At 50.6% G+C, this 23,962-nt stretch carries 26 protein-coding genes; 7 read left to right on the forward strand and 19 right to left on the reverse strand.

The window, feature by feature from the left end; translation table 11 throughout:
* Both BMY16_RS15590 and BMY16_RS15595 read left to right on the forward strand, forming a co-directional pair.
* Window positions 1-325: hypothetical protein (locus tag BMY16_RS15590; protein WP_411267783.1), on the forward strand; the 325-nt coding region annotated here is incomplete at its 5' end.
* Window positions 322-426, forward strand: coding sequence for a smalltalk protein (locus BMY16_RS15595; protein WP_411267755.1), 105 nt, complete (start codon window positions 322-324; stop codon window positions 424-426). The genes BMY16_RS15590 and BMY16_RS15595, both read left to right, overlap by 4 nt.
* Window positions 427-466: 40 nt before the next feature.
* Here the strand turns inward: BMY16_RS15595 and BMY16_RS13720 are convergent, their stop codons facing one another.
* From BMY16_RS13720 to ilvC, 9 genes are all read right to left on the reverse strand, one after another.
* Complete coding sequence (locus BMY16_RS13720; RefSeq protein WP_139207237.1) at window positions 467-1,513, reverse strand: hypothetical protein; 1,047 nt, start codon at window positions 1,511-1,513, stop codon at window positions 467-469.
* Window positions 1,514-1,621: 108 nt separating this feature from the next.
* On the reverse strand, window positions 1,622-2,350 hold the full coding sequence (locus BMY16_RS13725) for a hypothetical protein (protein WP_091843565.1): 729 nt from the start codon (window positions 2,348-2,350) through the stop codon (window positions 1,622-1,624).
* Window positions 2,351-2,463: 113 nt separating this feature from the next.
* Entirely contained in the window at window positions 2,464-3,213 is a 750-nt protein-coding gene (locus tag BMY16_RS13730; protein WP_091843568.1) for a hypothetical protein, read from the reverse strand.
* On the reverse strand, window positions 3,214-4,434 hold the full coding sequence (locus BMY16_RS13735; RefSeq protein WP_091843571.1) for a beta-ketoacyl-[acyl-carrier-protein] synthase family protein: 1,221 nt from the start codon (window positions 4,432-4,434) through the stop codon (window positions 3,214-3,216).
* A 50-nt stretch (window positions 4,435-4,484) separates the two neighbouring features.
* Entirely contained in the window at window positions 4,485-5,216 is a 732-nt protein-coding gene (fabG, locus tag BMY16_RS13740; protein ID WP_091843576.1) for a flexirubin biosynthesis SDR family reductase FlxB, read from the reverse strand.
* 27 nt (window positions 5,217-5,243) lie between these two features.
* Window positions 5,244-5,870, reverse strand: a complete 627-nt coding sequence (locus BMY16_RS13745) for a UpxY family transcription antiterminator (protein WP_091843579.1) — start codon at window positions 5,868-5,870, stop codon at window positions 5,244-5,246.
* Between the two features lie 26 nt (window positions 5,871-5,896).
* Complete coding sequence (locus BMY16_RS13750; RefSeq protein WP_091843582.1) at window positions 5,897-7,348, reverse strand: amidophosphoribosyltransferase; 1,452 nt, start codon at window positions 7,346-7,348, stop codon at window positions 5,897-5,899.
* A gap of 3 nt (window positions 7,349-7,351) precedes the next feature.
* On the reverse strand, window positions 7,352-7,816 hold the full coding sequence (locus tag BMY16_RS13755) for a MaoC family dehydratase (protein ID WP_091843584.1): 465 nt from the start codon (window positions 7,814-7,816) through the stop codon (window positions 7,352-7,354).
* A 57-nt stretch (window positions 7,817-7,873) separates the two neighbouring features.
* Complete coding sequence (ilvC, locus tag BMY16_RS13760) at window positions 7,874-8,923, reverse strand: ketol-acid reductoisomerase (RefSeq protein ID WP_091843587.1); 1,050 nt, start codon at window positions 8,921-8,923, stop codon at window positions 7,874-7,876.
* A 240-nt stretch (window positions 8,924-9,163) separates the two neighbouring features.
* On the opposite strand from ilvC, the gene BMY16_RS13765 reads away from it, so the two are divergent.
* Genes BMY16_RS13765 through BMY16_RS13780 form a run of 4 tightly spaced genes read left to right on the forward strand, consistent with a single transcriptional unit; the run spans window position 9,164 to window position 12,867 of the window.
* Window positions 9,164-10,339, forward strand: a complete 1,176-nt coding sequence (locus BMY16_RS13765; protein ID WP_091843590.1) for a DUF4421 family protein — start codon at window positions 9,164-9,166, stop codon at window positions 10,337-10,339.
* A 21-nt stretch (window positions 10,340-10,360) separates the two neighbouring features.
* Entirely contained in the window at window positions 10,361-11,071 is a 711-nt protein-coding gene (locus BMY16_RS13770; RefSeq protein WP_139207239.1) for a hypothetical protein, read from the forward strand.
* Between the two features lie 2 nt (window positions 11,072-11,073).
* Complete coding sequence (locus tag BMY16_RS13775) at window positions 11,074-12,114, forward strand: metallophosphoesterase family protein (protein WP_091843596.1); 1,041 nt, start codon at window positions 11,074-11,076, stop codon at window positions 12,112-12,114.
* A gap of 24 nt (window positions 12,115-12,138) precedes the next feature.
* Window positions 12,139-12,867 carry a DUF4468 domain-containing protein gene (locus BMY16_RS13780; protein ID WP_317614787.1) on the forward strand — a complete coding sequence of 243 codons (729 nt, stop codon included), beginning with the start codon at window positions 12,139-12,141 and terminating at the stop codon, window positions 12,865-12,867.
* A gap of 3 nt (window positions 12,868-12,870) precedes the next feature.
* Here BMY16_RS13780 and rsxA read toward each other — a convergent pair whose 3' ends face one another.
* The 7 genes from rsxA to BMY16_RS13815 are packed head-to-tail and all read right to left on the reverse strand — an operon-like array spanning window position 12,871 to window position 18,446.
* Window positions 12,871-13,473: an electron transport complex subunit RsxA gene (gene rsxA / locus BMY16_RS13785; RefSeq protein ID WP_091843598.1), complete on the reverse strand. Its 603-nt coding sequence runs from the start codon at window positions 13,471-13,473 to the stop codon at window positions 12,871-12,873.
* Window positions 13,474-13,509: 36 nt separating this feature from the next.
* Entirely contained in the window at window positions 13,510-14,094 is a 585-nt protein-coding gene (gene rsxE, locus BMY16_RS13790; protein ID WP_091843601.1) for an electron transport complex subunit RsxE, read from the reverse strand.
* Window positions 14,095-14,097: 3 nt separating this feature from the next.
* Window positions 14,098-14,721 carry an RnfABCDGE type electron transport complex subunit G gene (locus BMY16_RS13795; protein ID WP_091843604.1) on the reverse strand — a complete coding sequence of 208 codons (624 nt, stop codon included), beginning with the start codon at window positions 14,719-14,721 and terminating at the stop codon, window positions 14,098-14,100.
* Window positions 14,718-15,710, reverse strand: coding sequence for an RnfABCDGE type electron transport complex subunit D (locus BMY16_RS13800; RefSeq protein WP_091843607.1), 993 nt, complete (start codon window positions 15,708-15,710; stop codon window positions 14,718-14,720). The genes BMY16_RS13795 and BMY16_RS13800 overlap by 4 nt, the downstream gene beginning before the upstream one ends.
* Before the next feature lie 23 nt (window positions 15,711-15,733).
* The gene (gene rsxC / locus BMY16_RS13805) at window positions 15,734-17,101 is read right to left on the reverse strand and encodes an electron transport complex subunit RsxC (protein ID WP_091843772.1); all 1,368 of its coding nucleotides are present in this window, start codon (window positions 17,099-17,101) and stop codon (window positions 15,734-15,736) included.
* A gap of 17 nt (window positions 17,102-17,118) precedes the next feature.
* Entirely contained in the window at window positions 17,119-18,006 is an 888-nt protein-coding gene (locus BMY16_RS13810) for a Fe-S cluster domain-containing protein (protein WP_091843609.1), read from the reverse strand.
* 23 nt (window positions 18,007-18,029) lie between these two features.
* Complete coding sequence (locus tag BMY16_RS13815) at window positions 18,030-18,446, reverse strand: SoxR reducing system RseC family protein (RefSeq protein ID WP_091843612.1); 417 nt, start codon at window positions 18,444-18,446, stop codon at window positions 18,030-18,032.
* A 128-nt stretch (window positions 18,447-18,574) separates the two neighbouring features.
* Between BMY16_RS13815 and BMY16_RS13820 the strand changes: the two genes are divergently transcribed.
* Window positions 18,575-19,015, forward strand: a complete 441-nt coding sequence (locus BMY16_RS13820; protein WP_091843614.1) for a hypothetical protein — start codon at window positions 18,575-18,577, stop codon at window positions 19,013-19,015.
* A gap of 5 nt (window positions 19,016-19,020) precedes the next feature.
* Here the strand turns inward: BMY16_RS13820 and BMY16_RS13825 are convergent, their stop codons facing one another.
* From BMY16_RS13825 to metH, 3 genes are all read right to left on the reverse strand, one after another.
* Window positions 19,021-19,683, reverse strand: coding sequence for a hypothetical protein (locus BMY16_RS13825; protein WP_139207240.1), 663 nt, complete (start codon window positions 19,681-19,683; stop codon window positions 19,021-19,023).
* A gap of 5 nt (window positions 19,684-19,688) precedes the next feature.
* On the reverse strand, window positions 19,689-21,173 hold the full coding sequence (locus BMY16_RS13830) for a glycoside hydrolase family 10-like protein (protein ID WP_244513074.1): 1,485 nt from the start codon (window positions 21,171-21,173) through the stop codon (window positions 19,689-19,691).
* Window positions 21,174-21,240: 67 nt separating this feature from the next.
* Window positions 21,241-23,928 (reverse strand): methionine synthase, encoded by a 2,688-nt coding sequence (gene metH / locus BMY16_RS13835; protein WP_411267784.1) that lies wholly within the window; start codon window positions 23,926-23,928, stop codon window positions 21,241-21,243.
* Window positions 23,929-23,962: the final 34 nt, after the last annotated feature.

Genomic DNA, 23,962 nt, shown 5'->3' on the forward strand with positions numbered 1-23,962 from the left:
CCAGGGTCAGCCTGTGAAGCTGGATGGCTTCGGCACGTTCTCGCCCAGCATCGAGAGCGACGGCAAGAAGGCGCAGGACACGGTGGAGAAGTCGCTGGCAGTGGGAGTAGACAACCTGATTGCGGGTGTACACCTGCGCTTCGTCCCCGAGAACTCGAAGGGCGAGAAGCTCACCAGTCGCGCGCTGAAGGACGAGTGTACCTTTAAGGCCGCCTACGTGGTGGAGTCGAAGAAGAAGATCGTCGACGGCAAGGAGCGCACCTATCAGGAGAAGATTCCCATCGGCTCGTTCGCAGTAGCAACCCATCAGGAAGGAGGTGAATGATGACGAAGAAGGAGACGTTGAAGTGGACGCTGCAGATCATAGCGTCGGTCATCACGGCCGTACTCACGGCACTGGGAGCTACCTCGTGCATGGGTATGTAGACAAAGAGTAATCCCCGCCGATTGGCGGGGATTATTGCGTTTATTCGTAGGCTGAGAATTGCCACTGGGAGAGGTTCGGGAATGCAGCTGTCCAATTCGCCTTGCTGTCACCTGTATGGAATTGGCTTGTGGAAGCATTGGGGCAGTCCTCGAACATATTATCGCACTCATTGTCAGGAGCGCCCACTTTGACATTTGCCTTTACCCAAGCTTCTTTGAGGCTGGTGCAGTCTTCGAACATGCTATAGTAGCAACCTTTTTTCAGCTCTGTGGCTGGCAATCTGGGCGTCGTTTCCAATGATGTGCAATTATCGAACATAGATTGGTAGCAATTATTTTTCAGCTCTGTGGCAGGCAATGCCGGGGGCGTCACCAGTGCTGCGCAGCCGAAGAACATGGCATTATAGCAACTGTTTTCCAGCTTTGTGGCTGGCAATGCCGGGGGCGTCACCAGTGCTGCGCAGCCGAAGAACATGCTACGATAGCAATACTCTTTCAGCGTTGTGGCGGGCAATTCAAGCGTATAAGCAGCATTGGGATGGTTTTTAAGACAAGTGTTGTCTTTGAACAAATAGTAGAAAGTATTCGTACCCTTTGGCAACACTTTATTAGTAGCAAAACCGGTCTTATCGATCAGACTCATGATGTTGCCATAGACGTAGCAATCGGCTGTGCAAGAAATTGTATTATAAGAAGGCGGGTTGTTATTTCCATTATCTTTCCCGTATTGACTATTATCACCACGGAACATCACCTTGTCGCCTATATTGGCCAGAGTAACCTCTACGCCGCTGCCTCCGGTGTTTCCTGAAGTCCAAGTCGCACCGCCATCAGTACTGTATTCGATATCTTTTGCGACATTAGCTTTGTCGGCCTTAAACGTCACTTTGGCACCCGCCATAGCGGCCTCCAGCGTCAGCGGGGTTTTGAGCATGAGTGTGGGATCTGGCTCGGGCGTGGGCGTGGGTGTAACAGGATTAGGAGCAGGGCGGCTCCACTCGCCGAGGATTTCTTCACAAGAGGTAAATACCATCGACCCCGCCAGCATCGCAGCGGCCATCATCAAGGCTTGAATTGATTTCTTCATATTGGCTTACGGTTTTTATTTGTTTTTGAATTGAACCCCGAAAGTTTTTTGTCTAACTCTCGGGGTTCATTTTTTTATTGCTTCTGGCTTTTTGTTGAATGGGGGATTTTAGTCTGCAAGAGCAGGTGCTGCTAATTTTAGTTTATAAGGTAATTCATCGCTGACGGGGTCACTCACATTGGTATCAGTTGAGCCATCGTTATTTTTTAAGGTACCTGCATAAGTTCCCTGCGTGACAAGCACTTTAGTTTCTTTTGCTGTAAACTTACCTTCGACGCTACTAATAGCAGATCTATCAATGACATTTTGCCATGTCTCACCTTCACTATAATAAACATAACTAACTGGAGTAGTAGCGTCATCAGGATCAACTATTTGCGCCTTTTTGGGGCAAGCATTCGTGAGAGCTCCCTGAATTTCATTGACAGTGACCTTACCATCAAAAGTCAGATTCCAACCGAGATCATTAATAATATAGAAAGTGTTCTTTTCGGGATCGAAGAAAATCTGACCTAGAATATTACCATCAGGCATATAATTCAGAACAAGTAGACCATCTTTGTAATTCAAAGCATAATCATTAATATTAATACTACCATCAGCCTGAACCTGATATTTTTCACCAACCTTTTTGAAAGTTACGGAATAGTCGGTTCCACTGAAATTGAACTTAACGTTTAGGGTGCCACCTGTATCAAGAATCTGCTTGAACATAAAGGCTTGTACAGGAACGGGCTTTTTTTCCCAATGGCCGAGGATGTCATCACACGAGGTGAAGGAGAGCGGGAGAACCATCATGATGGCTGCGCCCAGAAGGTTTTTGATTTTAGTTTTCATTTGTTGTAATGTTTTGAACGTTATTAATATGGTTTATGTTGGCAGCAAAGATACGCATTATTCTGGAATCTTCCAAATTTTTAGCAAAAAAAAACAAAAATGGTGGATTGCAGTTAATCGTCGAAGAGTTTGACACCGAGGCGGAGGCCGATGTTCATATCGCGCGTGCGGAGGTTCTTGAAGATGTTGTAGTGGACAATGTCGAGGAAGAGCATGGCGGCATAGCAGCCGTCCTCGCCATAGGTGACACCAGCGGCGAAGGTGGAGCGGAAGCCATTGTTGACCATGTCGAGATCGAAGCCCTCGGGACCCGTATATTTGAAGTTCTTGATATACGACGTCTTGACGGAGAGAATAGGACTGACACCGCCATCGGGCAGATTGTCGACCAGGGGCGTGAGCTCAAACTCGGCCCCGATACGGATGTTCTGCAGCTCATGGCGCTTGTAGCCCGTATCTTCGGGGAACTCTATCTTGTATTGGTTCATGCCGTAGGTGGCATAGAGATAGGCCCCAAAGGGCGACGTAAGCTCGTGCCAGCCGAATTTGAGGCCCACCTCGAAGTCGTTGAAGAGGTCGAAGGCGGTGAGGCCATAGAAGGTGTTGCGCTTCACTCGGACATCCCCCTCAGGACTCTCCATCTTCAGGTCGTGGTAGTTGTAGACTGTAAAATGATAAGAGGTGACACCGTCCATCTTGTTGGCAATGAGGTTGTTGACGAACACCTCGCCAAGGCTGAGGACGGTGTTGGTGTAGAGGCTGGTGCTGCTGGCATGGAGCCCTATCACCCAGGGATTATACTGGGCGGAAGCTGAGAGCGAGCAACCCAGCACCACGGTGAGAAGCAGGCGTCGAACTCCCATTTACACTTTCTTGATGACAAGGGCGGAGTTGGTGCCACCGAAGCCAAAGGAGTTGCTGAGCACGGTGTTGACCTCAGTATCTACTGTCTTGGCTGCGAGGTTCAGGCCCTCGGAGTATTCGTCGGGGTTCTCGAAGTTGATGTTGGGAGCCACGAATCCATTCTGCATCATGATGATGGAGTAGACAGCCTCGCTGGCGCCAGCCATCCAGCACTCATGACCAGTCATCGACTTGGTGGAGCTGATGAGGGCACGCTGACCCTTGAACAGGCGGTTGAGGGCCATGGCCTCGTACATATCGCCCTGATGGGTAGAGGTGGCGTGGGCATTGACATAGTCGATATCCTTTGGCTCGACGCCGGCATCCTGCATGGCGCGCGTCATGGCCACGTAGCTGCCCTGGTCGCTGGGCTCAGAGATGCCTCCGCCATTGCTGGAGAAGCCATAGCCGCAGATCTCGGCGATGATCTTGGCACCACGCGCTACGGCATGGTCGTAGTCTTCGAGCACAAGGGCTGCAGCACCACCGCTGGGGATGAGTCCGTCGCGATCGCGATCGAAGGGGCGTGAGGCCTTCGTGGGCTCGTCCATACGGACGGAGAAGGCGTTGAGCGCATCGAACGACGACATGCTGTATTTGTTGACCTCCTGGGCACCACCGCAGAGGATCACATCCTGCAGACCCTGCTTGATGAGCAGATAACTCAGTCCGATGGAGTGAGAGCCGCTGGCGCAGGCAGAGCTGACGGAGAAGTTGACACCACGCAGGTGGAAGATGGTGTTCATGTTCATGTTGACCGTGGAGTTCATGCCCTGGAAGATGAGTCCTGAGCCAATCATCGCAGAGTCGTGGCGCTCGGCCATGATATGATCGGCCTCAACGACAGCCTTCGCTGAGGAGTCGTTGCCGAAGATGACGCCCACCTCGTTGTCGAGGAGATACTGGTCGTCGATGCCAGCCATCGCAAAAGCGTCCTTGCTGGCCATGAAGGCGTATTCAGCCTCTTCGGAGAGGCCCATGCGGGTACGACGGTCGAGGATGCCCTTGAGCACCGGGCGAGGCACGATGCCTGTGAGACCTGAGCGGAAACCATAGTCGAGACGCTCCTGATCGATGCCGATGCCCGACTTTCCGTTATAAAGTGATTCCTTAACTTCTTCAATACTTGTGCCGATACAAGACCAGATGCCCATACCAGTTACTACTACTCTTCTTTCCATTATTTCAATTTTCAATCTTCAATTTTCAATATTCAATCTTCAATTTTCAATTAGGTATATAGTCCTCCGTTAATAGATATGACTTCTCCTGTGATATACGACGCTGCATCGGAAAGCAGGAATTTTACCAGTGCAGCCACTTCTTCGGGCTTGCCGAAGCGCTTCATGGGAACGAGCTCCTTCAGCTCGTCCTGAGGCAGTTCCTTGGTCATGTCGGTGTCGATAAAGCCTGGGGCAACGGCATTGACGGTGACACTACGGGCAGCCACCTCGAGGGCGAGGGCTTTCGTGGCTCCGATGAGGGCTGCCTTCGCAGCACTGTAGTTGGTCTGCCCCTGCATGCCCTTCAGGCCTGAGAGCGAGGCCATGTTGACGATACGACCACCATGACGGCGCTGCATCATCTTGGGCAGCAGCTTACGGGTGACGTAGAAAAAGCCGTTGAGCGTGGTGTCGAGCACAGCATGCCAATCGGCATCGGGCATCATGAACATCATGTTGTCGCGACGGATGCCGGCATTATTCACTAAGTAGGCGATATAGTCGTCGGGGTGGGCATCCTGCCAACCGTCGAGGGCTGCCTCAGCCTGTTCCTTCTGACTGACATCGAAGCGCATCAGTTCGGCCAGGCCGCCCTGAGCCTCGATCAGTGACTTGACTTCGTTGGCGGCTGTCTCGTTCGACTGGTAATTGATGATGACGGGAATGCCCATCTCTGCAATTTCCAAACAGATGGCTTTGCCTAAGCCTCTGGATCCGCCTGTTACAAGAGCATACTTCATATTGTTACTTTTTACCTTTTTACTTTTTTACCTTTCTACCTTTTCTATAAATGCAGTTGGTATATAAGCCGTGGAGATGAGCCCGATCTTCGAGAGCGACAGCACCACACGCTGCTGACCTGAGACACGCGCTACCCTACCCTCTACGCCTCGGAACAATCCGTCGACGACTCGCACTGCATCACCACTCTTATAGTGGCACTGGGCAGGCTCGACAAAGAGCAGGTGCTCATTGTGGCTCCAAGTGGCACGGATAAAATTGTCCATCTCACGACGGGGAATCACCAGGGGCGGGTTCTTCTGCTCACTGTCGAGCTGGAAGTGATTATAATAATAGGTGAGAAAGGAGAGCTCGGGCGTAGTCTTGACATAGGCGTCGGCCTTCTCCTTGGTGGTGTAGACAAACAGCAGGTTGGGAATCAGCGTCTCCAACACCCGCTTGCGCTTGCCATGCACATATTTCTCCACATACCGCTTGGCGATATAACTATAGGTGCCATCGTCGACGAGATAGTCGAAGGCACGGTCTTCACGCCCGTAGGACGCACGGAAGACGAACCAGAGCTTCTCAGGGTCTGGGGTATAAGCTACCGTCACCCCGGTCTTGGAGCTAGCTGCTTCGGGGAATAATTCGGGAGCGTCGCCTTCCATCATTACCATAGTCTATTATCTCTCTCGCGCTAGAAATCAATCTTCAGCTGACGGTTGTCTTCATTGTCGTGCTCATGGCAGTAGCTGGAGCCATCGAAGCAGTGAGTGCAGACGTGGCATTTCTCCATGCCGATGGACTTGATGAGGTCCTCGAGCTTGGCAAACTTCAGCGTGGTGAGCCCCAGGCGCTTGGCAATCTCATCGACCATGCGCTTATATTCGGGAGAGTCGGTCTGGGCGTATTTCTCCAGATTCTTCTTGTCGTCGCCCTCGAAGTCCTTGATGATACGGCGCGTGATAAGCTCCATATCGCTCTTCGACGAGGTGAAGCCGATAAACGGGCAGCCGTAGACCAGTGGCGGACAAGAGATACGACAGTGAACCTCCTTGGCACCATACTCGAAGAAGGTGCGGACATTGTCCTTGAGCTGGGTGCCACGCACGATAGAGTCGTCGCAGAACACCACGCGCTGATCCTTCAACAGCGAGGGGTTGGGGATGAGCTTCATCTTGGCCACCAGCGCACGACGCTCCTGATTGCCAGGGGTGAACGAGCGGGGCCATGTGGGCGTGTATTTCAGTACGGCACGCTTGTAGGGCACCTTTTTACCTTCGGCATATCCCAAGGCCATTCCGACACCAGAGTCGGGCACGCCACAGACACAGTCGACTTCGGTATCATCCTTCTCACCCATCATCTTACCGTTGGTCTCACGCACATATTCCACGTTAATGCCATTATAGTCGGAGGCGGGGAAACCGTAGTAGACCCACAGGAACGAACAGATCTGCTCGCGCTTGAAGGGCTCCTGCAGCACTTCCATCTTGTCGGCAGTGAGATAGACAATCTCTCCAGGGCCGAGGTCTCTGACGCGGTGGAAGTCGAGGTTGGGGAAACTGGTGGTCTCGCTCGATACAGCGTAGGCCCCCTCTTTCTTTCCTATCACAATAGGTGTACGCCCCAGGAAGTCTCGGGCGGCGATGATACCATTCTCCGTCATGATGAGCATTGAGCACGAGCCTTCAATCTTACGATAGACGAGGTTGATGCCCTCGACGAAGGTGCGCCCCATGTTGATGAGCAGTGCCACGAGTTCCGTCTGGTTGATGGTGTTGGCAGAATACTCACTGAAGTGCATGCGGCGGTCGAGCAGTTCCTGGGCAATCTCGTCCATGTTGTTGATCTTCGCCACAGTGACCACGGTATAACGGCCTAAGTGGGAATTCACGAGAATGGGCTGAGGATCGGTATCACTGATGACGCCGATGCCCTGATTGCCAGAGAACGAGTCGAGCTCATCCTCGAACTTCGAGCGGAAATAGTCGCGCTCCAGGTTATGGATTTTACGGCTGAAGCCTTTTTCTTTGTCAAACATCACCATACCGGCACGCTTGGTGCCGAGGTGAGAGTTGTAGTCTGTGCCGTAGAACAGATCGTTCACACAGCTCTTCGTGCTGATGGTTCCAAAAAAGCCTCCCATGTGTTAGATAAAATAGTACAGGAACGATGCAATACCTTCAAGGGCAGGCTTGCGCTGTCCCTCAATCTCAATCTTAAATTCGATCTCAGCCTTGCAGATACCACGCAGGTTCTGAATGTTGTGCAGCTTCGTTACCAAGCGCACCTTTGAGCCAGTAATCACTGGCTGACCAAAACGCATCTTGTCCATGCCGTAGTTGACGAGCATCTTGATGTTGTTCACCTCGATGATCTGATCCCACAAATAGGGCAACAGCGACAGCGTCAGATAACCATGCGCGATGGTACTCTGATACTGGCTCTCTTTCTTGGCGCGCTCCACATCGACATGAATCCACTGGTGGTCGAGCGTGGCATCGGCAAAGAGGTTAATACGGTCTTGATCTACTTGCAGCCAGTCACTTGCACCGAGTTCCTCACCCAGATGGGCTGCGAATTCATCATACGAATTGATTACTAACTTTCCCATTATGATTGATAAAAATGAATTGCGGGGGTGCGCACACCCCCGCAATTTGACGGTTGATTATAATTCCTGATTCTCAGGGCGCAGCTTGCGTACGGTCTCGCCAGCGCGCCACATCTCCTGGTTGCGCATGGCCTCCAGCTCTTTCTCCAAGCCAGCACGGTAGTCGGGCTTTGAGTTGGCGTCGATGGTGATCTGAGCCTCGTTACCCGTCTGTACAGAGTAGTAGAGCCACTCCATCACAGGCTTGATGGCATCGTGGAAACGGGGAGCCCAGTCGAGGGCACCACGCTGAGCCGTGGTTGAGCAGTTGGCATACATCCAGTCCATACCCTTAGCACCGAAGAGCGGGCCAAGGCTCTGGGTGAGCTCCTCAACGGTCTCGTTGAAAGCCTCAGAGGGAGAGTGTCCATGCTCGCGGAGCACCTCATACTGTGCCAGCAGCAGACCCTGGATGGCACCCATCAGAGAACCGCGCTCACCAGTGAGGTCAGAGGTAGCCTCGCGCTGGAAGGTTGTCTCGAACAAATAGCCGGCACCAATACCGATACCGAAGGCAATCGTCTTATCCTTGGCCTTGCCTGTAGCATCCTGATAGATAGCGTAAGAGCAGTTCAGACCACGGCCTTCGCAGAACATGGTGCGAAGAGAAGTACCAGAACCCTTAGGAGCCACCATGATCACATCGACATCTGCAGGGGGAACCACACCTGTGCGGTCGCTCCAGTTGATGGCGAAACCATGAGAATAGTAAAGGGTCTTGCCCGGCTTCAGATATTTCTTGATGGTGGGCCACTGCTGGATCTGACCAGCGTCGGAGAGCAGCATGCAGAGGATGGTGCCCTTCTCGGCAGCCTCTTCAATAGAGAACAGCGTCTCGCCAGGTACCCAACCATCGGCAACGGCCTTGTCGTAGGTCTTACCGGGGCGCTGACCAACGATCACATTAAAACCATTGTCGCGCAGGTTGCAGGCCTGTCCAGGACCCTGTACACCATAACCGATGACGGCGATAACCTCATCCTTCAATACTTCACGTGCTTTCTCGAGTGAGAACTCCTTGCTGGTGACTACTGTCTCAACAACGCCACCAAAATTCATTTGTGCCATATGAGCTAAAAATTAAATGTTAGACATATCCCTTGCGTACTATGCCAGCCCTACCCGAGAACCGGACGTCTTGATGTTTACCACCGCCTTCTTTTAAGTGCGCTCCCACCCTACTCTGAGGATGCGACGAGGGGTTAACTTTAAAAAATCGGTGCAAAGGTACTACTTTTTTTGGAATTTATTTGGTATTTTTGTTTTTTTTCATAACTTTGCACTGAAATAACCAATATATAAGGTTGTATGGATAAGAAACTATTAGCTATTTTGGCTATCATCATAATGATGCCATGGAGGCTCCATGCAGAAACAGACAATTTCGGATCACAAGTGGTCTCGCTGGTTAAGAAAGCAGGGACTTTCCTCGATTCATTGTCGGTGAAGGGCTTGGACCGCAGATACATCGACGCCCCCAAGAAGCCATGGCAGGTAATCCTGAGAGGCAACATCAACCAGTCGGACTTGAAGCTGAGCACATCGACCAATGAGGCTGAAGAGGTGATGCCCTTTTTTGTGGGAGACTTGACCTGGGAGCCCCGCATCAAGACCAATCCGGCTACCTATCTCGGTTTCTGGGCAGGCTACAGGGGCTACGGCTTTGGCTACTCCTGGAATGTGGGAGGCGACAAGGGCCGCATCCTGACCTTCGGTGCTACGGGAGGCAGCTATGGTGTGAACCTGCGCATACACTGGTTTGACAATGACGAACCTGAGGTGTATATGAAAGGAACAGGTCTGGACGAGGTGACTGAGGACGGGGAAGCGATATTTGCGCCCATCGAATATAACGGTAAGGTAGAAATTGGCAGTCCCATCAAGACGAGGGCACTTTTCCTCGACGGCTATTACCTCTTTAATAAAAGATGTTCGTATGCAGCAGCTTACGACCAGAGCGTTTTCCAAAAGCGCTCATCGGGTTCGCTGATGGCTGGAGCGATGTATTTCCACTCTTCCACAGAGTATGACAACGACCTTAACGCCGACCTGATCATGCTGATGAGCGATATCGGCGTGTTCAAGACGGACCAGATCAGTGCGGGTGTGGGGTATATCTACAACTGGGTGCCTGTGAAGGGGCTGCTGATCAGTGCGATGGCCATACCCATGGTGACCTTCTACAATCACCACAAGATGCGGTATTTTAACTCGACCCTCAAGGAAGTCATGCAAAAAGAAGGTTGGGAGGATGCCATGGATATGGATGATGCCAACTATAAGATCTGGCTTACTGAAGAAGAAACCCATAATTCGAACATCAGGCTGAATGTCGACGCAAGACTGTCGATCACCTATGAGTGGAGCGAACGTCTGTTTTTCAATGCCTTCGGACAATTCAGCAATTTCAATTATAAGACCGACTATATGAAAGGACGGTTGAATGAATGGTATATTAACGCATCGTTAGGACTCAGGCTATAATCCAAAATTACAACAAACGATATGAAAAGATTAACACTTTTTACTGCTATGATGCTCTTTGTCGGCATCTGTCAGGCGCAAATCTCATTTACAGGCCTGCACAAATACGACGGGGAACACAAAAATGAAATCTCTGGTTATGTGATGGGAGGCCATAACGTGGTGGTTGGCGCTTTCGGCGGACTGGAGGCTTCGTACAAACGCCACTTCACCGACCGCTGGCATGCTGGTGCTGATGTCCAGGTTCAGTTTGGCAAACAGCTCTATTCTGCAGACGTGCAGGGTGGCTACCGTCTGCCTGTCAAGTGGATGGACTTCTATTTCGACGGCAAGCTGTTGTATAACCGTTACCAACGTTGGGGAGCCAACGAGGTCATTGCCAATCTCGCCGTCACGTGGGAGACTCCTTACATCTATCTGCGTGTAGGAGAGTCGTATATCCACTACAATATCCTGGACTTCGGCTATACGGAGCCGCTGACGCTGACCTTCGGCTTCGGCCTCAATATCCGTCCACGCACGAACCCCTGGAACATAGGACTCTTCTTCCGTAACTACGACGACTTCTATTATGAGAACTGGAATATCAACTGGGGTTTGAACTTCTATACACCATTAGTGAAGGACATACAGTTGTTTGGCGAGCTCAACATCCGCCCTGCAGGCAGTATGAGCCAGCTGGCCAGTAAATATGAGACATCAGGAAAGTTAGGAATTAAATACGTTTGGTAATTATGAAAAAGCTACAATATACACTGCTGGCAGTCGTTGCTGCCATCTTGTTCACATCATGCGAAAAAGTAAGTCCCATCGGCGTGCTCGTAGCAGGTACGGGTGTGGAGGACCGTGTGAAGATGTCGAACATTTATTTCAAGCAGCATAAGATGGAATATAAGGATCTGACTGCTCCTAAGGATGCTGATGAATACACCTTCCTTGTGGGATCTGACAGCCATGTGACTGACGACCCTGGGCGCATGGACGAGATGTTCTCAATCGGTATTGAGGGGAAAGACCTGCTCTATGCCCACCTGGGCGACATCGCAGATACGAAGGCCGAGTACTACATCAACCTCGACAACAGTATCCAGAGAGCTAAGGAGATGTATGCCAATAAGTTCTTCATAAAAGAGGAAGTCGAGGACGAAGGTATAAAGTACACTATGTATACGGACACCTTGAACAATCAGGTCTATTTTGACACAGAAGACGTTCCACTGCCTTTCTTCCCTGTGGTGGGTAACCACGACATCACCCACAATGGATGGGCACTTTGGTCAAGCCTGTTCCATTCATCATTCTACGATGTATATGTTCTGGCCGACATCACCTCGGATTATACACACATATACGATCACTTCATCTTCCTGGATACAGCCAGCGGAACACTTGGCAGGGAACAGGTGGAGTTGATTGAAGAAGGTGTACTCGACGATAAGTATAATGAGGAAATAGGCATGAAGACCCGCCACACGTTCATCTTCAGCCATACGAACATTTTCCGTCCACGTGCCGTGGAGTTCGCCTCGACGTTTGCCCGTGAGGAGATGTTCTTCCTGCTGGATAAGTTTGCTGAGTGGAATGCATCGATGGTATTCCTCGGACATGTCCATAAGTGGGATTATGAGAAAGTGAGCGGTGTGGAATACCTGACGCTCGACTCCATGTGCGAAGCGAACAACCCGAATCCGGGTGACTATCTGGTGCGTGTACATTGTAAGAAAGACGGCACCATCACTTGGGAGCGTGTACGCATGAACTATACCAAGAAATAGAAGTAATCATAAAGAATAAAGGTAATGAGAATCATGAAATGTTTCGTGCTGGCAGGACTGATGGTCCTGGGCACGAGTGCTCAGGCACAAGTAATGAAAAGTGCAGACTTGGAGAAATATGCCAAAGAGAAATATGGTGACAGGTGGCTGGATGCTGCCATGAACCTGGGCAGCACACTGACACTCGACAAGAATGAATCGCTGACATACCAGCAAGTGTTTGAGGCTCCTGGCAAAACCAAACAGCAGCTCTATGTGGCCATGAACTACTGGGCTACGGCCACCTTCCAGGATAAACAGGCCATCACACTGAACGACAAAGAGGCTGGTTGTATCATCATCTCATCGACGATTCGAAACATCGCCGAACACCAGGGTACCTTTAACAGTTATTCAATTAATATCACCCCGATTATCCGTATCGACATCAAGGATGGAAAGGTGCGCGTCACCTATACCGTACAGAACTATGACGTGCTGACTGATATCAGCGGCGGATGGCTCAGTACTACCGATGACAGCAAAAAGACCTATGGTGACTCAAAGCGCAAGCAGGACGATGTGACCAATGCCAACCTCTACGACGAGCAGTGGGAGATTGCCAAGCACTACCCCTTCGTGGCAAAAGATGCCCAGAAACGAACTTGCGCCAAGGCCCTCGTCATGACCCACGCCTACTCCAATGCCGTACTCGACAAGGTGGAGGAAGCCGTTAAGAACGGCATCGTGGGCAATGACGACGACGATTGGTGATCATTAGTCGAGGCCGAAGAGAAGCTTCAGACCTCCATCGACACCCGAAAATCCCATAAAGGCAAGGCTCAACAAGCCAGCAGAGAGCATGACAATTGCCATACCCTGCATGCCTTTGGGGATTTTTACTAATTCCAACTGCTCTCGCATACCTGCAAAGACCGTCAGGGCCAAGCCGAAGCCTATAGCAGTAGAGAAGGCATAGATGACAGACTGTAAGAGGTCATAGTCCTTCTGGATGCAGAGGATGGCCACACCAAGCACGGCGCAGTTGGTCGTAATCAATGGCAGGAAGATTCCTAAAGCCTGATAGAGTGCAGGCGACACCTTCTTCAACACAATCTCCACCATCTGCACCAGTGAGGCGATGACGAGGATGAAAGCGATAGTCTGCAGATACTGCAGGCCAAAGGCATCGAGCACATATTTCTGTACACACCAGGTGACGATGGTGGCCAGTGTCAGCACAAAGGCCACAGCAGCCGACATACCCAACGAGGTGTCTATCTTCTTCGATACGCCAAGAAACGGACAGATGCCGAGGAACTGTGACAACACGATGTTGTTCACGAAGATGGCGCTAATGAAAATCAGTATATATTCCATGTTATTTATTGAACATTGATCATTGAACATTGAACATTATGAGTTCCTCACTTTGTTCACGATGGCGATGAGGAAGCCGAGGGTGATAAAGGCACCCGGAGGCAGTACAAAGAGCAGGATATTGGTAGACTCTGGCAACAGGGTGAATCCGAAGATAGATCCAGACCCCAACAGTTCTCGGCAGATGCCCAGCAGCGTCAGTCCTAAGGTAAAGCCCAAGCCGATGCCAATACCATCGAACAGAGAAGCGACGGGGGAATTCTTGGCAGCGAAAGCCTCAGCACGACCCAGGATGATACAGTTTACCACAATCAGCGGAATAAACAGTCCCAAGGCTGCGTCGATATCAGGCAGGAAGGCCTTGATGACCAGCTGGAGCATCGTCACAAAGGCAGCAATCACGACGATAAACACAGGGATGCGCACCTTATCGGGGGTCACCGACTTCAGGCACGAGATAACCACATTGGTGCAGATGAGCACAGCCATCGTGGCAAGTCCCATCGACATACCGTTGATGGCAGAGGTGGTAGTGGCCAGCGTAGGACACATACCCAGCATCAGGACGAACGTGGGGTTCTCCTTGATGATACCGTTTTTAATAATCTGTATTGCGTTCATACGTTAATCCTCCTTTTCTTGTTTGGTGGCACCCGTCTGTGCATCGACGGGTGTTGCCTTGTAAGCATTATATGCATTATTCACTGCGAGAAGGAAAGCACGGCTGGTGATGGTCGAGGCCGTGATGGCATCCACCTGTCCACCGTCTTTCGATACAGTAAGGGGTTCAGCAGGCGACTTTCCGATGATGTCACCCTTCTCTCCCTTCTGGAACCATTTGTCGGCCTTGGCACCGAGGCCTGGTGTCTCGGCATGTGCCAACAAAGTATAACCCAAAACCTTACCTTCAGGATCGAACCCCACAAGTATTTTAAGATCACCACCGAAGCCCATTGTAGTAGACTCAACAGCGGCACCAAGATCTTTACCTTCCTTGTCTTTAGCTTGGTAAATAATATAAGTTAATTCTTTCCCGCTATAATTCTGCTTAACAGTATCTTTCTTTGAAACTATTAAATCGGGATTGCCTATTACAGCAATAATACCATCAGATATTTTCTTCTCGTCCTGAGCCTTGATAGGTCCCTCCGTCAGGTGGTTCACGTAAGCGAGGATAGCCCCCATGATGACTGCTACTCCTGTGAGTACCAGCACCATATTAGTTAAAGATGATTCTAATTTCTTCATTTTGCTACCTCCCCGAATCGTTTTGGTTTAACGTAATTGTTGATGAGCGGCGTAAACGCATTCATGATGAGAATGGCAAACGACATACCCTCCGGATAAGCACCCCAGTTACGGATGACCACCGTCAGGAAGCCAATGGCCACACCATAGATAATCTGTCCCTTAGGTGTCATTGGCGAGGTTACATAATCTGTCGCCATGAAGATGGCACCCAGCATCAGTCCACCGGAGAGGATCACTGAAATAGGATCGGCATAGGCTGGATTGGACAGATGCAGCAGGCCTGCAAAGACGAAGACAGTACCGATAATGCTGACGGGGATATGCCAGGTGATGATCTTCTTCCACAGCATATAGGCCAGACCTAACAGCAGGGCCAAGGCACAGATCTCACCCATTGCACCAGCACCATCGGGATGGTTTCCGAGGAAGAGACTCAGTGAATCAGGTAACTGATCAAGCACCGAAGCATCACCACTCTTAATGGCCCACTTCATGATAGAAAGCGGTGTGGCACCCGTCTCGGCATCGAGGTAACTCCCCCACTGCCCTACCTTCGGCCAAGTGGTCATCTGCGCAGGGAAGGCCACAAGCAAAGCAGCACGACCCACAAGTGCAGGATTAAAGAGGTTATTGCCCAGACCTCCAAACGTCATCTTAGCCACACCAATGGCGAAGAGTGCACCGATAAGGATTATCCATACGGGGAGGTTGGAGGGCAGGTTGAACGCCAGGAGCAGACCTGTGAGGATGGCAGAGCCATCGAGCACCGAGTTGCGCTCCTGCTTCAGGATATATTTACTGATAGCCCACTCAAAGAAGACGCAGGCTGCCACACTGGTTGCAGTAACGACGACCGAACCCAGTCCGAAGAAGTAGAACGACACAAGCAGGGCAGGCATCAGGGCGATGATCACACCGTACATGTTGCGCTCTACGGTATCGGTGCCGTGGGCGTGTGGCGATAATGAAACAATTAACTTTCCCATTTTATTTCATTGAACATTGAACATTACTTTTTTGCAGCCCTGCTGCGGATAATACCCATCACAGTGGATTTGCCCTGACGGATGTTGTCGAGCAAAGGACGGTGTGCAGGACAGGTGAACTGGCACGAACCACACTCGATACAGCTCACGATATCCTCGCGTTCCGCACGCTCCCAGTTCTTGACTTCCGAGAGTTTTGCGAGCAGGTAAGGCTCCAGACCCATCGGACAGACACCCACACACTTCGCACAACGGATGCAGGGTTGGGGTTCCTTGCGGCGGGCCTCGTCCTCAGAGATAATCGTCACCGAGTTAGTACCCTTACAGATAGGCACCTCAGTAGAAGTAAGCGCCTTACCCATCATCGGCCCACCTGCCAACAGCTTATGATCGCCCTCGGGCATTCCACCACAGGCATCAATCAGATTCTGCATCGGGGTTCCCATACGAACGAGGAAGTTGCCTGGATTGGCCAGACGCTTACCCGTCACCGTGGTATAACGCTCAAACAACGGCTTGTGCTTCATCACGGCCTCATACACAGCAAAGGCCGTACCCACATTCTGCACAATAGCACCCACATTGACAGGGATGGCAGGAGGAGCAGGCACCTGACGACGGATCACTGCATCGACCAACTGTTTCTCACCACCCTGCGGATAGCGCTGCTTCAGGGGCACCACCTCTACCTGATACTGAGTGCCATTAAACTTCTCGGCACATTTCTGCGTGAGCAGTTCGATAGCAGGCATCTTATTGGTCTCAATACCGATATAACCAGTCGTCACCTTCGCACCCATCATCAACAACTCCAAACCCACGAGGATCTCGTCGGCATGTTCCATCATCAGACGGAAATCGGCTGTGATATAGGGTTCACACTCTACGGCGTTGATAATCACACACTCGGCCTTGGCTGTTGGAGGAGGCGTCAGCTTGATAAAGGTGGGGAAACAGGCACCACCCATACCTACGACACCTGCGTCCTTGATACGGTTGACAATCTCTTCAGGCGTCAGCTCCGGATGATCTTTCACCAACTCCAGCTTATCGGAACGGTCAATGGTCTCTTCCCAAATATCGTCCTCCACGTTAATGATAATGGCAGGCTTGCGATAACCTGTTGCGTCGATGGCACTGTCAACCTTGAACACCGTACCACTGACTGATGAGAAAATGGGGGCAGAAACGAAACCTCCTGCCTCAGCAATCATCGTACCCACCTTCACCTTGTCACCTTTCTTCACAACAGGCTTGGCAGGCGCACCGATATGCTGACTCAGCGGGAAGATAGCCTGCTTGGGCAACTCGGCCACAACAGTTGCTACCTCGTGGGTCAACTTATTCTCCTCTGGGTGAATTCCACCTATTCTAAATGTCCTTATATTCATATTCGTCATCTCCTTTCTTATTTGATGGATGTACTGCTATCAGTATTTGGAGCCTCTTTGGGTTTCGGAGCAGGTGCAGGCGTTGGGAAGTTGACATCGAGGATAGCCTTTTTGGGACATGCGGTAACACACTTCCGACACAGACGGCACTTCTGGAAGTCGATGTAGGCAAGATTGTTCTCAACGGTAATAGCACCGAAGTTACATTCCTTCTCACACTTGCCACAACCGATACAGCTGACAGTACAAGCCTTCATGGCCACAGGACCTTTATCCTTGTTGACACATGATACATACACTCTCCTACCCTTCGGACCTTTCTTGCGTAGTTCAATGATGTTACGTGGACAAGCCTTCACACAGGCACCGCAAGAAGTACACTTCTCCTCGTCGACCTCGGCAATGCCCGTTTCAGGATTAACGTGGATGGCATCAAACTGACAAGCCTCCACACAGTCACCACAACCCAGGCACCCAAAACCGCAAGCTGTCTCTCCAGCGCCACATGCGTGCATCGCAGCACAGGTACGAAGACCTGCATACTCTGCAATCTTCGGACGATTCTCACATGTACCATTACATCTCACTACGGCCACCATCGGCTCAGAGTTGGCAATGGCCATGCCTAACAAGTCTGCCACCTTTCCCATGGTCTCAGCACCACCAACAGGACAAAAGAGTCCGTCGAGGCTTCCAGCATCGGCACCCTTCACGAGGGCATCTGCCATACCGCTACAACCAGGGAATCCACATCCACCGCAGTTGGCACCTGGCAACACCTCGCCCACCTGTGCAATACGGGGATCCTCATAGACAGCAAACTTCTTGGAGGCGGCAAACAGCACCACGGCTGCTATCAAGCCAATAGCACCCAAGACAATTACTGCAATCAAGATGAAATTCATAACGTATCTGTTTTAATTTGTAATTAGTTTCTTTCCAAAGAAAACGCCAGCTGTTGACGGATGCGGTCTTTACACAGCCAGAGGATGAAGTAGTACGGCACGAGTGAAGCCAGAGCCACGAGCGCAGCAATGCCCTCATTACCAGTCAGTTTCAAAGTCAAAATCAAGGAGAGGATCAAAAGAAGGAAAGGTATTCCAAAACCTAAGAGTAACGCATGGGCTGCTACTTCCTTTGAGGCTGATACCACCACCTCCTGACCTGCCTGATAAGTGGCAGCATCGTCGCAGAACACGTCCACAATCTTCACCTTCTTATCAGAGGCGTTGCAGTGACTGGCCACCTTACAGGCCGCACAAGCCGATGTCTGCAGGATACGCACTTTAACACACCCCTCACTTATCGATTCAACGATTCCTGAATGACTTATTTTAGTATGCACTCTGCAAAGGTACGAAGAAAATGAGAATTCTGTAGCAATAATTAATTTTTTTTTGAAAAAATAATCGTAATCGTTTGCAGTTACGAAGGTTTTTTAGTACTTTTGTGGCGGAAATAAATATAGGAATAATGAAAACCAGCGAACAGACCCTTCAGCAGATTGAGCGCGCCATCCGGAAGATAGCCGCCAAGTTCCCTCCTGAACAGGAGGCTAACACCATGACCGACATCCATTTCCGCGTATCGCAGGAAACGGGTGAAATCAGGGCCTACGATGATAATGACGTGGAACTGGATCGCTGTGTCGTGGAAGAATGGATAAACAATACTGACGAGAACTTCTACGAGCAGATTCCTTCCGTCTTCCGCAAGTGCATCGAGAAGATGAAGAACACCATAGAGAACATGTCAATCCTCAAGCCCTTCTCGCTCGTATTAGAGGACGACGACAAGGAGTCGGTGGCAGAGCTTTATCTCGTGGACGACGAAACCGTCATCATCGATCCCGACCTCATGGAAGGTCTCGACGACGACCTGAACAGTTTCCTCGAAGGTTTGCTGAAAGACTAAACTGATTATTCAACAATCTCACTCTTCTGTAAGACGAACTTACGGGCGGGGTCAAGATAATAGACCTCTTCCGTACGTGTCTTATTGGCCTGCTTAGAGAAATCTATCAGGTGGATTTCGTAGTCGCTGGTAATGGAGAAATACTGAACCAGTTCCTCTGTCTCAATACTGAATTCATCATTCTCATCCTCCAAGGCATACAGGCACAGCTTATCCACAGGCAGATACTCATCGTCGAGCGAATAAATATAGATGGAATAACGGTCCTTCTCATTGGTCTCATCAGCAGCCAACAGGATCATTCTCGCCCCCAAGCTTTCAGGCAGAGCCACAGCCTTTGGGTGATGCCCTTCGAAACTCAGGTACTTCACGATTTCATCTGGTACAGGCTTGAAGTCTGGAAGGTAACGCACATAGTCCTCCGTATAACTGACGGGCAATGGTTGGATTTCCAAACTGTCGAAGAACTGCTTCACAGGATTGTCGGAACTCTGAAGATTGATACCCTGAGCCTCGAGCTTCTCGCGGATCTCAATTGCCTTCACACTGTCGAGCTTATGTTGCAACTCCTCGGGCGACATACTATTCCTATTACCACAGGCAGAGAATAGAGAAGCAATAGCTATGAGCCACGCTCCCAACAGTAATCCTTGATTCCTCCTCATCATAACGCTTACAATTTTATTTTCTTTGCAACAGGTTTACTCTCGTTCTGCAAACGGTTCAGGGCCGTTACTACATAGACCGTCTTCTCCTTGCCATTCTCATAAGGCAGTTTGAAGAACGTCTGCTCGGTGATTGCACAGATCTTCGTAGGATCATTCAAATCCTGCTTCTCGCCCTGTGCGAAGCGATACACCACATATTTCGTAGCCTGGTCGCGCCAGTCCTTACTCTTTGGAGCCGTCCAGAAAAGCACATAACCATCACTCGTCCACACAGGCTTCACCTTACGTACCTTCTTTGGTGCTTTATCACTTATAAACTCCATTGAAGGCTGCAGCGCAGGATAACGCCAATAGTTCTTTCGGAGATTCGTACCATAGTTACCCACATTATCCACAGCAGCCTTGGCATACCACAACACCGTACCCTTCACATAGGGCAGCTGACGATGGAGTGCCATCTTCGCAGCCTGCTGGTGCTGATTGGGGGCTTTGGCATCAGCAAACTTCACCGTACGCTCCACATCCTCACCAATCACCAGTGGACGGGCACCAGCATACTGGTTCCACCACTTGATCAGTGTCTCGTAATCAGCAGCCTTATTACCTATCTCCCAATAAATCTGAGGCACGCAGTAGTCCAACCAGCCATTGTTCACCCACAACAGGATGTCGGCATAGAGGTCGTCATAATTCTGCGTACCATTGGTATTACTGCCAATCTCAGAACTGCGCTTGTTACGATAGATACCGAAGGGAGAGATTCCCACCTTTACCCAGGGCTTAGCCTCGTGGATGGTCTTATAGAACTGCTCCACAAACAGGTTTACATTATAGCGGCGCCAGTCCTTGATATCCTTGATACCATTTGAATTCTGACGGAACTGTTGGGCGTCGGGAATTGTCTGCCCTGCAGCAGGATAAGGATAGAAATAGTCGTCCATGTGAATACCATCCACATCGTAACGAGTCACGATGTCTTTAGCCACCTCACAGATATAGTCGCGGTTTTCTGGGATACCAGGATTCAGAATCAACAGATCGTCATACTCAAAACAGGTCTGTGGTGCACGCTTGGCGATATGACTGGAGGCCAAAGTTTTTGTGGTCTTCGTCCTGGCACGATAAGGATTGATCCAGGCATGCAGTTCCATCCCACGCTTATGGCATTCGTCAATCATCCACTGCAGGGGATCCCAATAGGGCGACGGAGCCTTCCCCTGGACACCTGTAAGGAAACGGCTCCACGGCTCCAACTTACTCTCGTAAAGGGCGTCGCACTCTGGACGTACTTGGAAGATAATCACATTCACACCATCTTTCTGCAACTCATCGAGCTGATAACTCAGTGTCTGCTGCATCTTCACTGTACCCAGACCCTGGAACTGTCCGTTCACACATTGTATCCATGCGCCACGCATCTCACGCTTCTGGCACACTGCTGGCAGAGCCAGCAGCACTGCCATAACCAACATTATAATCTTCTTTATCATCATCATTTTAATTTTCAATCTTCAATTTTCAATCTTCAATCTTCAATTTTCAATCTTCAATCTTCAATTAAAAAAGCTCCAACTTGTTTTTTCTCGCTTCTTCGAGTGAAGATAGCTTTTCCTGCTCCTGATGGTATTCCTCACGCAAATGCTGATATTTCTCAGCCAACTCATGCTCCACCTTCTGCTCATCGTTCATCAGACGGGCAGCAACGAGAGCATTCTGAGAGGCATCCTTCAACCACACCACGGGAGCAGAATATACTGGTGCTATCTTCAGTGCCACATGGAGTTCACTCGTCGTAGCACCACCAATCATGATGGGGATATTCATCCCTGCCCGCTGGAGTTCCTTAGCCACATTCACCATCTCCTCCAGACTCGGTGTTATCAGTCCACTCAGACCAATGATGTCCACCTCTTCCTCCTTTGCCTTACGTACAATCTGCTCGGCAGGCACCATCACACCCATGTCGATAATCTCATAATTGTTACAGGCCATCACCACACCTACAATATTCTTGCCGATGTCGTGTACATCGCCTTTCACCGTGGCCAACAGCACCTTTCCTGCACTCTTGCCACCAGCTGTTTTCTCTGCCTCGATATATGGTTGTAGAATCTCTACGGCCTGTTTCATCGTACGGGCAGTCTTTACCACCTGAGGCAGGAACATCTTGCCTTCGCCAAACAACTGCCCCACAGTGTTCATACCCGCCATCAGCGGACCTTCAATGATGTCTACCGCATGAGGATATACCTCCAAGGCCTCCTTCAAATCGGCTTCCAGATGATCGGCGATGCCTTTCACAAGAGCTTTCTCCAATCGTTCTTCCAAAGGCAGATCCGGGGGACAGGCTACAGTGGTCTTTACCGCATCAGGAGCCTTCCCCCCAGCTTCCCCCGCCTCCATCAATCTGTTGGCGAGTTCTATCAATGCCTCTGCTGCACCCTTCTTACGGTTAAGGATCACATCCTCAATCACATCAAGTTGATCTTGGGGGATATCGGCATAAGTCACCTTCGTTGCAGGATTCACAATACCAAAGTCCATTCCTTTCTGAATGGCGTGATAGAGGAACACGGCATGCATGGCCTCACGGATATAGTTGTTGCCACGGAACGAAAAACTCAGGTTACTCACACCACCACTGATATGAGCACCAGGCAGGTTTTCGTGAATCCATCCTGCCGCACGGATAAAATCAGCGGCATAGGCATCATGCTCTTCCATCCCCGTAGCCACAGCCAACACGTTGGGGTCGAAGATAATATCCAAGGGATTCATCCCCACTTTCTCCGTCAGCAGACGATAGGCCCTCTCGGCAATCGCTATACGACGCTCGTAGCTCGTGGCCTGGCCCTCTTCATCGAAACACATCACCACCACAGCAGCTCCATAGCGCTTTACGTCGCGAGCATGTTCCAGGAACTTCTCCTCACCCTCTTTCAACGAGATCGAGTTCACGATGCTTTTTCCCTGCACACACTTCAAGCCCGCACGAATCACCTCCCAGTCAGAGGAGTCGATCATCACAGGTACCTTAGCGATATCGGGCTCTGCAGCAATCATATTCAGGAAGTTCACCATCTCGGCCTTGGCATCAAGCAGGCCGTCATCCATATTGATATCAATCACGAGGGCACCATCACTCACCTGCTTACGGGCAATGCCGATGGCCTCATCGTAACTTTTTTCCTTTATCAGTCGCAGGAACTTGCGCGAGCCAGCCACGTTACAGCGCTCACCCACGTTCACGAACTGCACCTCGGGCGTTACCTCCAACAGCTCCAGACCAGAGAGCCACATATAACGGGGCTTTTCCACTGGCACATGCGGCTTCTTGTCTTCTACCAACGGCACATAGGCAGCAATGAATGTCTCATCCGTACCACAGCAGCCACCGATAATGTTTACCAATCCCTCATCTACGAGTTCGCCCATCTTCGGCGCCATCGTCTCTGCCGTCTCATCATAGAGACCCATCGAATTGGGCAATCCAGCATTAGGATAGGCACTAATATAATAAGGTGCGCGCTTAGCGAGTTCACGAAGGAAAGGTTTCATCTGCGTGGCACCAAACGAGCAGTTCAGTCCTACGGAGAAGATCTTATAAGTACTGATGCTGGCAAGAAAAGCGTCGAGCGTCTGACCACTCAGCGTACGACCTGCCAGATCGCTCACCGTCACGGAGATCATAATCGGCAGCTCCACCCCTCTTCTTGTCATCACACGAGTAGCGGCATCGATAGCCACCTTTGCGTTCAGCGTGTCGAAAATGGTTTCAATCAACAGGGCGTCCACCCCACCCGCTATCAAGGCATCAGCCTGTTCCTCGTAGGCTGCCAGAAGCTCGTCATACGTCAGGTCACGTTTCGCAGGATCACTCACATCGGGCGACATCGAACAAGTCTTGTTGGTGGGTCCCATCGAACCAGCCACGAATCGCGGTTTCTCTTCCGTAGAGAACTGATCCGCCACCTGTCGCGCAATCCCGGCCCCCTCAAAGGCCATCTCATATGCCTCAGCCTCCAGATGATAGTCGGCCTGCGAGATGCGCTGACTACTGAAAGTGTTGGTGGCAATGATATCTGCCCCTGCCTCCAGATACAGGCGGTGGATATCGGCAATCACATCGGGACGCGTCAGCGAGAGCACGTCGTTGTTACCCTTCATCTGACCCGTAAAATGCGCAAAACGGTCTCCCCGGAAGTCTTCTTCCGTAAGACCGTAAGTCTGTATCTTCGTACCCATCGCTCCATCGAGGATGAGTATCCGTTCCCTGATT

It is taken from the genome of Prevotella sp. ne3005 (genome assembly GCF_900110085.1).
Classification (GTDB): domain Bacteria; phylum Bacteroidota; class Bacteroidia; order Bacteroidales; family Bacteroidaceae; genus Prevotella.